Source organism: Avibacterium sp. 21-599 (assembly GCF_026226765.1).
Taxonomy (GTDB): Bacteria; Pseudomonadota; Gammaproteobacteria; order Enterobacterales; family Pasteurellaceae; genus Avibacterium.
Genome location: NZ_JAKKOB010000002.1, coordinates 60782 through 72899 on the forward strand (window position 1 = coordinate 60782; position 12118 = coordinate 72899).

Consider the following 12118-nt stretch of genomic DNA (forward strand, 5'->3'; position numbering starts at 1 on the left):
CACTTTTTATCTCTACAGAAAAGAAAAACCACCCGAAGGTGGTTTTTTAAATGCGGTTAAATTAGCGTTTGTTTTTAACTAATTTTTCGGTCAGTTCGTAAGCACGGAGTTTAGCTAATTCTTTAGAAAGTTTAGCTGCAAGCAATTCATAATTAGCATCTTTTGCTGAAGAAACAATATTCTCTTCTGCCTGACGTTTTGCTGCTAAAATACGATCTGCATCAAGCTCTTTACCTCGAATTGCCACATCCGCAAGGACGGTAACGACATTCGGTTGAACTTCTAAAAAGCCACCAGAAACATAGATAACTTCTTCATTGCCATTTTCTAAGGTCAATTTGACGATACCCGGTTTAATTGCCGTTAATAATGGGGTATGGCCCGGTAAAATACCAAGCTCCCCTTCAATCCCTGTGGCTTGAATGCTTTTTACTTTACCTGTAAAAATGCTTTCTTCTGCACTTACAACCGTTAAATTTAATGTTGCCATTGTGATTCTCCTTCAAGTTTTAATCTGGCTTGAAGTGATTACATATTTTTGGCTTTTTCTAGCACTTCATCAATAGAACCAACCATATAGAACGCCTGTTCTGGAATATGGTCATATTCACCTTCTAAAATACCTTTAAAACCGCGAATGGTATCTTTTAATGATACATATTTACCCGGTGAGCCTGTGAATACTTCTGCAACGAAGAATGGTTGTGATAAGAAACGTTCAATTTTACGCGCACGTGCAACCACAAGTTTATCTTCTTCTGAAAGCTCATCCATACCTAGAATAGCAATGATATCTTTTAATTCTTTATAACGCTGTAAGATACCTTGTACGCCACGAGCTACATCATAATGTTCTTGACCAACAACGAGTGGATCTAATTGACGAGAGGTTGAATCAAGTGGATCTACCGCTGGGTAAATACCTAATGAAGCAATTTGACGACTTAATACAACGGTTGAGTCTAAGTGAGCAAAGGTTGTCGCTGGTGATGGGTCAGTCAAGTCATCAGCAGGGACATAAACAGCTTGCACAGAGGTAATAGAACCTGTTTTGGTTGAAGTAATACGCTCTTGTAATGCACCCATTTCTTCTGCAAGTGTTGGTTGGTAACCTACCGCAGATGGCATACGTCCAAGTAATGCGGATACTTCTGTCCCTGCAAGAGTATAACGATAGATATTATCTACGAAAAATAAAACATCACGTCCTTCATCACGGAATTTTTCTGCCATCGTTAAACCCGTTAATGCAACACGTAGACGGTTACCCGGTGGCTCATTCATTTGTCCATAAACAAGAGACACTTTATCTAATACGTTAGATTCTGTCATTTCGTGATAGAAGTCGTTACCTTCACGAGTACGTTCACCTACCCCTGCGAATACGGAGTAGCCAGAGTGTTCAATCGCAATATTACGGATTAATTCCATCATATTTACGGTTTTACCAACACCCGCACCACCGAATAGACCAACTTTCCCCCCTTTTGCAAATGGGCAGATTAAGTCGATAACTTTGATCCCTGTTTCGAGTAATTCCGTGCTATTTGCTTGTTCTTCATAACTTGGGGCGGCACGGTGAATAGACCACGTTTCTTCCGCACCAATAGGGCCTTGTTCATCAATAGGTTCACCAAGTACGTTCATAATACGTCCTAGTGTTTTTGTTCCTACTGGAACAGAAATTGGTTTACCTGTGTTAGATACGGATAAACCGCGTTTTAAACCATCTGATGAACCCATTGCGATACAACGTACAATTCCACCACCTAATTGTTGTTGTACTTCAAGTACTAAGCCTGTTTCAACATTTAACGCATCATATACTTTTGGTACAGCATCTTGTGGAAATTCAACGTCAATAACCGCACCGATGATTTGTACAATTTTTCCAGTTGCCATTATCGATCCTCTCTACTTAAATTGCTGCTGCACCAGCAACAATTTCATTCAATTCATTTGTAATACTTGTTTGGCGAGCTTTGTTATAAACTAATTGCAAGTCTTTAATTAAATTACCTGCATTATCAGTTGCTGCTTTCATCGCCACCATTCTAGCTGCTTGTTCAGAAGCCAAATTTTCAACCACCGCTTGATAAACTTGAGATTCTAAATAACGAACTAATAAACTATCTAACAATATTTTTGGTTCAGGTTCGTAAATGTAATCCCAAGATTGGGTATGTTCACCTAAATCATCATTGTCTAATTCAGGCAAAGGAACAAGTTTTTCTAAAGTAGGTTTTTGCGACATTGTGTTGATGAACTTATTATAAGCAATGTAGATAGCATCTAATCTGCCTTCTCTATAAGCATCAAACATTTGATTTGCCGTACCAATTAACTCTTCAACAGAAGGCGTATCACCCATACCAGAATGTTGAGCCTCAATATTCAAGCCAAGAGATTGGAAAAAACCGATACCTTTCGCACCGATTAAGCCTAGTGAAACTTCCACTTGTTTTTCTTTCCAACCTTTAATTTCTTGAAGTGCGGTCTTAAATAAGTTGATATTTAAACCGCCACATAATCCACGATCTGTTGAGACAAGTAAGATACCTACTTTTTTTACTTCTCGTTCTACCAAAAACGGATGTTTATAACCAATACTGGCTTTTGACACGTGGCTAATTACACGGCGTATTGCATTTGAATACGGACGTGAAGATGACATTCGATCCTGCGTTTTACGCATTTTCGATGCAGCAACCATTTCCATTGCCTTAGTAATTTTTTGTGTACTTTGAACACTGGAAATTTTGGTTCTTATCTCTTTTGCACCTGCCATTGATTTTCTCCGTTATGTGAATTACCAAGCGCTGTTTGCTTTGAAATTATCTAAAATTGCTTGCAATGTCGCTTTGATTTCATCGTTATAATCGCCAGTTTTGGTTAAACCATCCATAAAGTCTGCATAATTATGTGCTGCATACTCTAAAAGGGCAGATTCAAAAGATGCAATACGATCTAACTCAACATCTTCTAAATAACCGAATTCAACGGCAAATAGAACTAATGCTTGTTGTGCAACGCTTAATGGAGAATATTGTTTTTGTTTCAATAATTCTGTTACTTTCTGACCGTGAGAAAGTTGTTTACGGGTTGCATCATCAAGATCTGAAGCAAATTGAGCAAAGGCGGCTAATTCACGATATTGCGCAAGTGCGGTACGAATGCCGCCAGCCAATTTTTTAATGACTTTAGTTTGCGCCGCACCACCTACACGAGATACCGAAATACCTGGGTTTACCGCAGGACGAATCCCTGAGTTAAACAAGTTAGACTCTAAGAAAATCTGACCATCGGTAATAGAAATTACGTTGGTTGGAACGAAAGCGGATACGTCACCTGCTTGGGTTTCAATAATTGGTAATGCCGTTAAAGAACCTGTTTTACCTGTTACTTTACCCTGCGTGAAACGCTCAACATATTCTGCATTAACACGAGATGCACGCTCAAGTAAGCGAGAATGTAAATAGAATACATCACCCGGGAAGGCCTCACGACCCGGTGGACGACGTAATAATAATGAAATTTGACGATAAGCTACCGCTTGTTTTGATAAATCATCATAAACAATGAGAGCATCTTCACCACGGTCACGGAAATATTCTCCCATTGCACAGCCTGAATAAGGGGCAAGATATTGGAGTGCAGCAGATTCAGATGCAGATGCCACAACAACAATCGTATTTTGTAATGCGCCGTGTTCTTCTAATTTACGCACAACGTTTGCAATGGTTGATGCTTTTTGACCAATTGCCACATAGATACATTTAATACCAGAGTCTTTTTGGTTAATAATGGCGTCAATCGCCAATGCAGTTTTACCTGTTTGACGGTCACCGATAATTAATTCACGCTGACCACGACCAATTGGTACCATAGAATCCACTGCTTTATAACCCGTTTGAACAGGCTGATCAACAGATTTACGATCAATAACACCCGGCGCAATCACTTCTACTGGTGAATAGCCATCATGTTCAACTTCACCTTTTCCATCAATTGGCTGACCAAGCGTATTAACTACTCGGCCTAATAAACCTCGACCTACTGGTACTTCAAGAATACGTCCTGTACATTGAACTTCCATTCCTTCTGAAAGATCAACATAAGGTCCCATCACTACCGCACCTACTGAATCACGTTCTAAGTTAAGTGCCATAGCATAACGATTACCGGGTAATGCAATCATTTCCCCTTGCATTACATCGCTTAGCCCATGAATACGAATAACCCCATCACTAACAGAAACAATGGTTCCCGTATTACGAGGCTGGCTTACTACATTAAACTCGGCAATGCGTTTTTTAATTAATTCACTAATTTCAGTTGAATTTAGTTGCATCTTTTATTCCTCTTATAATTGCAACTCATTTGCTAGACGAGCCAATTGACCTCGGCTACTTCCGTCAATGACAAAATCATCGGTACGAATAATTACACCTGCAATCAGGGTACTATCAATGCTGCAATTTAATTTAACTTTACGAGCAAGTTTCTTTTCCATTGCTACAGCAATTTTATCTTGTTGCTCTTTACTTAATGGTTGAGCTGAGACAACATTCACTTCTGCAATGGCTTGATGTTCTCTGACATAATGTTGGAACTGTGCAAATACTGCAGGAAGTACAGTTAAACGCTTATTTTCAGCCATTAACCGAATCAAATTTTGCCCATATTGATCAAGTTGGTCGCCACAAATTGAAATCACCGTATCAGCAACGCTATTGGCAGATAAATCGCTAGTAAGACAATTTTGCATCTCTTGATTTTCAACCACTTGAGAAACAAAACTTAACATTTCTGTCCATTTTTCTACCGCACTTTTATTTTGCGCTTGCTGTTCAACGGCAAAATCAAATGCTGCTTTTGCATAAGGGCGAGCTATGGTAGTTAATTCTGACATAAGCTCAACCTTCCTATAATTCTGCAACTAATTTATCAATAATGTCATTGTTTGCCGCTTCATCAACTGTACGACCCACAATTTTCTCAGCACCAGCAACGGCTAAAGAAGCAACTTTTGCACGTAATTCTTCTTGAACACGTTTACGCTCTGATTCAATTTCAGCATGACCTTGTTCAATAATTTTTGCTTTCAATGCTTCAGCTTCTGCTTTTACTTCTTCAAGAATTTCATTACGGCGTTTATTCGCTAAATCCACAATTTCTTGAGCTTGAAGTTTTGCTTGATTCATTTCTTGTTCAATCAAAACTTTTACATCAGCCTGTTCTTTTTTTGCTACTTCTGCCGAGCTTAACGCATTTGCGATTTGGCTTTGACGTTCTTCAATCGCCTTAATAATCGGGGGCCAAACGTATTTCATACAAAATAATACGAAAAGCACAAAGGCGATAGTTTGCCCGATTAATGTTGCGTTAATATTCACAACGGTCCTCCTAACTTATTAGTTATTAACCCTTTACCTAGTAAAGAATTATCCGTTATGCGCCTAATAATGAAGCAAATGGATTTGCAAATGCAAAATATAAACCAATACCTACAGCAATCATTGCGATAGCATCAAGTAAACCAGCAACAATAAACATTTTTGTAAGCAATGAGTTAGCTAATTCAGGTTGGCGAGCAGCTGATTCTAGGTATTTACCACCAAGAATACCAAAGCCAATTGCCGTTCCCAATGCAGCAAAAGCAAACATAATTGCAGAAGCAATGATTGTTGCACTAATTACAGTTTCCATAGTTTTCTCCGTTTGATTAAAAATGGGCTTAGCCCGTTAAAGTTAAAAGAAATTAATGTGCGTCTGATTTATTATAAGCAATGCTTAAATAAACAACCGTTAACATCATAAAGATAAAGGCTTGTAGTGTAACAACTAAAATATGAAAAATAGCCCACGCAAGATGTAATGGAATCCCCAAACTCGCTACAAACATATTAGCTGAATACATTACGGCAATAAGAATAAAAATTAATTCCCCTGCATACATATTACCGAATAAACGTAATGCCAAAGAAACAGGTTTAGAAATTAATGTTACTGTTTCAAGAACAAAATTGACTGGAATAAATGCCCAATGGTTGAATGGGTGCATCGTATATTCTTTGACTAATCCAGAAAAACCTTTTGACTTCACTGTGTAATATAAAATTAAACAAAAAACACCCAATGCTAGCGCAAAAGTAATGTTCATATCCGTAGTAGGCACCGCACGCAATGGGATATGATGATCACCTGAAAGCATTGCAGCAATTTGTGGTAAGTAATCTACTGGCAATAAATCAATGGTATTCATAATAAATACCCAGACGAAAATAGTAAGTGCTAAAGGTGCAACAAAATCTCTACTTCCATGGAAATTTTCTTTTACTACACCATTAACCCACTCAACTAAAATTTCTACTGCGGCTTGTAACTTACTTGGAACTCCGGTTGTTGCTTTTTTTGCCACACGACGGAATAAATACAAGAAAATAATTCCAGTAACAATTGAAAAAAGAAGAGAATCAAGATTAAATGACCAAAAACCTTCTCCCGATGAAAGATAAGTTAAATGGTGTTGGATATATTCAATCGATGTTTGAGATGAACCTTCCGCTGACATATGTTTTCCTATGAATTTATTGTAGTGTGATGACTAAAAAGCAACGGAAGCAAATTATTGGCAATAATAACGCCGAAGTAGCCAGAAAATAATGGCAAGGGCAATATAGGGTTTAAGTTCAATAAACAAATTGAAAATAAAATCACCGTTATGCCAAATTTGATCCCTTCACTTTGGTATAAACGTTTTACTTGTTGCGATAAGTCTTTTTTGTTTTTACTAAACATTATCCACAAAAAGCAAAGTTGCGGAACAAATGCACATATCATTCCAGCAAATAAGGATAAAAACTGTGCATCAGTAAGTAATAAAAAAGCACTCAACGTGAGCAAACTAATGAGTAATCCTTCAATGACTAAAATACGATAATATTGTTTTCTTGTTTGTTGTAGAATTTTTGACATCGTATTGATTACTTATAAAAAATCATCTTATAAAATCGAAATAAATTATACAATTCCCACGATTTTATGCAATAGCTAAGCTGACAAAAAAGCACAGCAATGCTAAATATTCTGTCAGAAGTTATTACGGTTTTTTTATCCCGATCACGCTTTCTTTGTTAGTAAAACCAAATGCCGTTCCCCTACTAATTCAGGTACGGCTAAAGGCACAATCTTATTAACCTGAATTGATGGGCTTAACGCCGATGCTTCTTGAGGTTGATAAATACCTTTCAAAGCATAAAAAATGCCTTGTTGATTGAGTAAATGAATACACCAATCCGTCATATCTTTAAGCGAGGCAAACGCGCGACTTAATACGCCATCAAAGCGTTCCTCAGGCTGATATTCTTCCACTCGACTCAATACTGGCGTAACATTGGTAATGCCTAGCTCTCGCAGCGCATTACGAATAAAACTAATGCGTTTGCCTAAGCTATCTAACAACACAAAGGTTTTATCTGGGTTGATAATGGCTAAGGGTAAACCGGGTAAGCCGGGGCCTGTTCCTACATCAATAAAACGTTCACCTTGTAAGTAAGGACTGACAACAAGGCTATCCATAATATGCTTGACGAGCATATCTTGCGGATCTCGCACAGAAGTGAGATTGTAAGCCTTGTTCCATTTATCTAGCAAAGCCACGAGCTTAACTAGTTGCGCTTTTTGCTGATCGCTCACAGAAAGTGCGGTGCTTTTTAGCAGAAAATTTAATTTTTCTTTAAGTTGTTCAATGTTAGCCATTATTCACCACGCTTTAACATACCTTGTTTTTTCAGGTTCACCAATAAAATAGAAATTGCCGCAGGAGTTACCCCCGAAATACGGCTTGCTTGTCCAATAGAAGTAGGACGATGTTGGATTAATTTTGACCGCACCTCATTGGATAATCCAGATACCGCATCATAATCAAAATTATCGGGAATTTCTGTATTTTCATAACGTTTTTGACGTGCGATTTCTTCTTGCTGATGCTCAATATAGCCTTGATATTTAATCGCAATTTCTACTTGTTCAGCAGCTTCTTTATCTTCAATCGCAGGCGCAAAAAGGGTTAATTGCGTAAGAGATTGATAATTCACTTCAGGGCGACGTAATAAATCTTCACCACTTGCTTCACGGCTTAATGGACTATTGAGCAAGGCATTCGCTTGTGCTAAATGTTCAGAACGAGGGTGCAACCAAATACTACGTAAACGCTGGCGCTCTAATTCAATATTTTCCATTTTTTGATTAAAACGCGCCCAACGCTTTTCATCAATTAAGCCAAGTTTATGCGCCATTGGGGTTAAGCGAATATCGGCATTGTCTTCACGTAACAATAAACGGTATTCTGCACGAGAAGTGAACACTCGATAAGGCTCTTTTGTTCCTAAGGTACAAAGATCATCAACTAACACACCAATATAAGCCTGATCACGATGTGGATACCAACTGTCTTTGCCCTGAACATAAAGTCCCGCATTGATGCCCGCTAATAAGCCCTGTGCAGCAGCTTCTTCATAACCTGTGGTACCGTTAATTTGTCCAGCAAAAAATAACCCGTTAATGGCTTTTGTTTCTAGGGTCGGTTTTAAATCACGCGGATCAAAATAATCATATTCAATGGCATAACCCGGTTTGATAATGCGTGCATTTTCCAGCCCTTTCATTGAATTCACAATGCCCATTTGCACATCAAATGGCAAACTGGTTGAAATGCCGTTTGGATAAACTTCATTTGAAGTCAAACCTTCAGGCTCAAGATAAATTTGGTGAGAATTACGTTCAGCAAAACGCATCACCTTATCTTCAATAGAAGGACAATAACGTGGGCCGATGCCTTCGATCACGCCTGCATACATTGGGCTACGATCTAAATTATTCCGGATCAATTCGTGCGTTTGTTCATTTGTATGGGTGATATAGCAAGGAATTTGGCGAGGATGTTGATCCACCGATCCCATAAAGGAAAAAACAGGTAATTTTTCATCGCCATGTTGTTTTGCGAGTACATCAAAATTAATTGTCCTCGCATCAATACGCGGTGGTGTACCTGTTTTTAAACGATCTACGCGTAAGTTAAGATCACGCAAGCGATGAGCTAAACTCACTGAAGCCGGATCCCCAGCACGACCACCTGCATAATTTTCCATTCCAATGTGGATCTTACCCGATAAAAATGTTCCCGCAGTTAAGATCACGGATTTAGCTAGAAATTTTAATCCCATTTTGGTTTCTACACCAGATACACGATCCTGTTCGATCAAAATATCCGTAACCTCTTGTTGGAAAATATCTAAATTTGGTTGGTTTTCAAGTGCGATCCTAACTGCTTGGCGATACAACACGCGATCCGCTTGCGCACGAGTAGCACGTACCGCGGGGCCTTTGCTGCTATTTAACGTACGAAATTGAATACCGGCTTGATCCGCAGCCGTTGCCATCAAGCCTCCCATTGCATCAATTTCTTTTACCAAATGGCCTTTACCAATACCACCAATAGCAGGGTTACAAGACATTTGCCCTAATGTATCCACATTGTGGGTTAATAATAAGGTTTTTAATCCCATTCGTGCTGGTGCAAGCGCTGCTTCAGTTCCTGCGTGTCCACCACCAATAACAATCACATCATAATTTTCCGTATAAAACATAATAACCTTAATTGCGTGATAAATTTGATCTTCATAAAAGTAACCGCGTATTCTACATCAAATTGATCATTGCTTAAATCGAAGATTGAAGATCCCGTGAATTTTGTTTACAAGATCAAAGGATCAAGAAAAATGATCGTTGCTTATAAATATAAGATCTCTTTTTATATATAAAGATCTTATTATGATAATTATTAGGATCGCTGCTCTTTGTGAATAAGGGGAAAATTTATTTAAAAATAAAGGAGTTAGATCCTTTTTAAAACTGTTTAGATCACCGCTTGATCTTGCTGTATATCTTGTGAGTAAAAGCAAAAGTTATCCACAGATAATCGTTAAGGTATTTTTATTTACAGAGTAAATACAATATTTAGACAAGTTTCTTCTTAGTTATCCACAGATGAAATTTAAAGAGATCATAAAAAGCAAGGAAGCGATCTGATGAAATGATCATCAGATCTAAGGTTAAAGATGAGATAAAAAAGTCGGGATCCAATCTTCGGCATATTGTTCTTGATCGTCCACAGCAAGAACATCAATTGTTAAAGGATCACAAATTTGTTGCGCACTTTGTTCAGTTAAATGGTCTTGTACAATGTTTACCGCATTACAGAAAGTATCATAATCGGAATTTCCTAACCCGATCACCGCAAAGCGCAAATGGGATAAATCTGGCTTTCGTAGCTTAATTTCATCAAATAATGGTTTCAAATTATCGGGTAATTCTCCCGCTCCGTGAGTTGAGGTTACAATAAGCCAAAGGGGTTCATTGGCCACCTCGGCAAAATGAGGCCCGTGAAAAAGTGCGGTACAAATTTGTTGTGTTTCTAATACTTGTTGTAGATGTTCTGCGACATATTCTGCGCCACCTAATGTACTACCGCTAATTAAGCATACTTTATTATTCATTTTTACTCCTAAAAAATAAGGCTTAGATAATCACCTAAGCCTCTATTTTTATTAATAAAATTAAACGTTATCAATACGACCTAACAAAGAACGCAAACGTTCTTGCCAGTTTTCATGTTCACTCTTGAGTTGTTCATTTTCATTGCGTAATGTTTCGTTTTGTTGTTGCGCTTGATTATTTTTTTCTTTTAATTCTTCAACTTCTAATTGAAGTAATTCAATCGTTTCAACGGCTTGTTTAATTTTTGTTTCAAGTTGGTCTAAAATTTCTAACGACATAGTGGATTCCTTTTAAAAAAATGGTTAATGAACATAGATGTATGCTTATTCTACCTGAGTTTATTGATTTCGCAAAAAAATTTATCTTTTTATAACGCAATCGTTTGCAGAAATGATAGAATACGCCGATTTTTAAGCAACCAAAGGATCAAAAAATGAATAGAGCATTAGCCATTGAATTTTCTCGAGTTACCGAAGCTGCTGCGCTTGCTGGTTTTGCTTGGTTGGGGCGTGGGGATAAAAATGCCGCCGATGATGCCGCTGTGCAAGCAATGCGATTGATGTTAAATCAAATTGAAATGCGTGGTGAAGTGGTGATTGGCGAAGGCGAAATTGATGAAGCGCCGATGCTCTATATTGGTGAGAAAATTGGTACAGGAACCGGCGAAGAGGTTTCTATTGCTGTTGATCCTATTGAAGGGACAAGAATGACGGCAATGGGGCAACCAAATGCACTTTCTGTGTTAGCCGCAGGGGGAAAAGAGACCTTTTTACGTGCGCCTGATATGTATATGGAAAAATTGGTCGTAGGTCCTGAAGCAAAAGGAATGATTGATTTAAACTTACCATTGGAACAAAACTTGCGCCGTGTGGCATCAAAAATGGGAAAATTACTTTCTCAATTAACAGTGATTACCCTAGATAAACCGCGCCACACTGAAGTCATTAAAAAAATGCAGCTACTTGGAGTGAAAGTCTTGGCTATTCCAGATGGTGATGTTGCCGCATCAATTTTATGCTGTTTGCCTGATGGTGGTGCAGATATGCTGTATGGCATTGGCGGCGCGCCTGAAGGCGTGGTGGCTGCGGCAGCTATTCGTGCCTTAGGGGGAGAAATGCAAGCGCGTTTAATTCCTCGTCATCAAGTAAAAGGCAGTTCGCCAGAAAATCAATCCATTGCGGCAGATGAAATTCGCCGTTGCCAAGAAATGGGCATTGAAGTGAATCAAGTGCTGAAATTAGAAGAGTTAGTGCGTGATGATAATCTTGTTTTTTCTGCCACAGGTATTACTAATGGTGATTTGCTTAAAGGTATTCATCGCCGCGGTAATTTAGCGACAACAGAAACCTTACTGATTCGTGGCCGTTCACGTACCATTCGTCGTATTCAATCTGTGCATTATTTGGATAGAAAAGACACCGCACTTTATCGTTTAATTGATGCCTAACCGCGTTTTATTTGTTTTATGCTCATCTAGGCGGAAGTTCTCCGCCTAATGGGGTTTCCCGCAAATTAAAGTGCGGTGCTTTTTTTCATTATTTTTCAATCGTAAATTGTC

Annotated in this window: 14 protein-coding genes; 1 reads left to right on the plus strand and 13 read right to left on the minus strand. The window is 38.4% G+C overall.

The annotated features are described in order from the left end of the window. Positions 1-61: 61 nt before the first annotated feature. From L5B83_RS10215 to L5B83_RS10275, 13 genes are all read right to left on the minus strand, one after another. The gene (locus L5B83_RS10215; protein ID WP_250351234.1) at positions 62-490 is read right to left on the minus strand and encodes a F0F1 ATP synthase subunit epsilon; all 429 of its coding nucleotides are present in this window, start codon (positions 488-490) and stop codon (positions 62-64) included. Positions 491-528: 38 nt separating this feature from the next. Further along, positions 529-1902 carry a F0F1 ATP synthase subunit beta gene (atpD, locus tag L5B83_RS10220; protein ID WP_250363804.1) on the minus strand — a complete coding sequence of 458 codons (1374 nt, stop codon included), beginning with the start codon at positions 1900-1902 and terminating at the stop codon, positions 529-531. A gap of 16 nt (positions 1903-1918) precedes the next feature. Further along, on the minus strand, positions 1919-2788 hold the full coding sequence (gene atpG / locus L5B83_RS10225) for a F0F1 ATP synthase subunit gamma (RefSeq protein ID WP_250351236.1): 870 nt from the start codon (positions 2786-2788) through the stop codon (positions 1919-1921). A gap of 21 nt (positions 2789-2809) precedes the next feature. Continuing rightward, positions 2810-4351 carry a F0F1 ATP synthase subunit alpha gene (atpA, locus tag L5B83_RS10230; protein WP_265778452.1) on the minus strand — a complete coding sequence of 514 codons (1542 nt, stop codon included), beginning with the start codon at positions 4349-4351 and terminating at the stop codon, positions 2810-2812. Positions 4352-4363: 12 nt separating this feature from the next. Further along, positions 4364-4912 carry a F0F1 ATP synthase subunit delta gene (gene atpH / locus L5B83_RS10235; RefSeq protein ID WP_265778453.1) on the minus strand — a complete coding sequence of 183 codons (549 nt, stop codon included), beginning with the start codon at positions 4910-4912 and terminating at the stop codon, positions 4364-4366. Positions 4913-4925: 13 nt separating this feature from the next. Beyond that, on the minus strand, positions 4926-5396 hold the full coding sequence (gene atpF, locus L5B83_RS10240) for a F0F1 ATP synthase subunit B (RefSeq protein ID WP_250351239.1): 471 nt from the start codon (positions 5394-5396) through the stop codon (positions 4926-4928). Between the two features lie 55 nt (positions 5397-5451). Then, complete coding sequence (gene atpE, locus L5B83_RS10245) at positions 5452-5709, minus strand: F0F1 ATP synthase subunit C (RefSeq protein ID WP_250351240.1); 258 nt, start codon at positions 5707-5709, stop codon at positions 5452-5454. Positions 5710-5761: 52 nt separating this feature from the next. After that, positions 5762-6574 (minus strand): F0F1 ATP synthase subunit A, encoded by an 813-nt coding sequence (gene atpB / locus L5B83_RS10250; protein WP_250351241.1) that lies wholly within the window; start codon positions 6572-6574, stop codon positions 5762-5764. 8 nt (positions 6575-6582) lie between these two features. After that, positions 6583-6978, minus strand: coding sequence for an ATP synthase subunit I (locus tag L5B83_RS10255; protein WP_265762471.1), 396 nt, complete (start codon positions 6976-6978; stop codon positions 6583-6585). Positions 6979-7122: 144 nt separating this feature from the next. Beyond that, positions 7123-7761 (minus strand): 16S rRNA (guanine(527)-N(7))-methyltransferase RsmG, encoded by a 639-nt coding sequence (rsmG, locus tag L5B83_RS10260; RefSeq protein ID WP_265778454.1) that lies wholly within the window; start codon positions 7759-7761, stop codon positions 7123-7125. Continuing rightward, positions 7761-9650: a tRNA uridine-5-carboxymethylaminomethyl(34) synthesis enzyme MnmG gene (mnmG, locus tag L5B83_RS10265; RefSeq protein WP_265778455.1), complete on the minus strand. Its 1890-nt coding sequence runs from the start codon at positions 9648-9650 to the stop codon at positions 7761-7763. The genes rsmG and mnmG overlap by 1 nt, the downstream gene beginning before the upstream one ends. 465 nt (positions 9651-10115) lie before the next feature. After that, positions 10116-10559 (minus strand): FMN-binding protein MioC, encoded by a 444-nt coding sequence (gene mioC, locus L5B83_RS10270; protein WP_250363809.1) that lies wholly within the window; start codon positions 10557-10559, stop codon positions 10116-10118. A gap of 60 nt (positions 10560-10619) precedes the next feature. Continuing rightward, positions 10620-10838, minus strand: a complete 219-nt coding sequence (locus tag L5B83_RS10275) for a cell division protein ZapB (protein WP_250351246.1) — start codon at positions 10836-10838, stop codon at positions 10620-10622. Positions 10839-10993: 155 nt separating this feature from the next. On the opposite strand from L5B83_RS10275, the gene glpX reads away from it, so the two are divergent. After that, complete coding sequence (glpX, locus tag L5B83_RS10280; RefSeq protein ID WP_250363810.1) at positions 10994-12007, plus strand: class II fructose-bisphosphatase; 1014 nt, start codon at positions 10994-10996, stop codon at positions 12005-12007. The last annotated feature ends 111 nt before the right edge of the window (positions 12008-12118 follow it).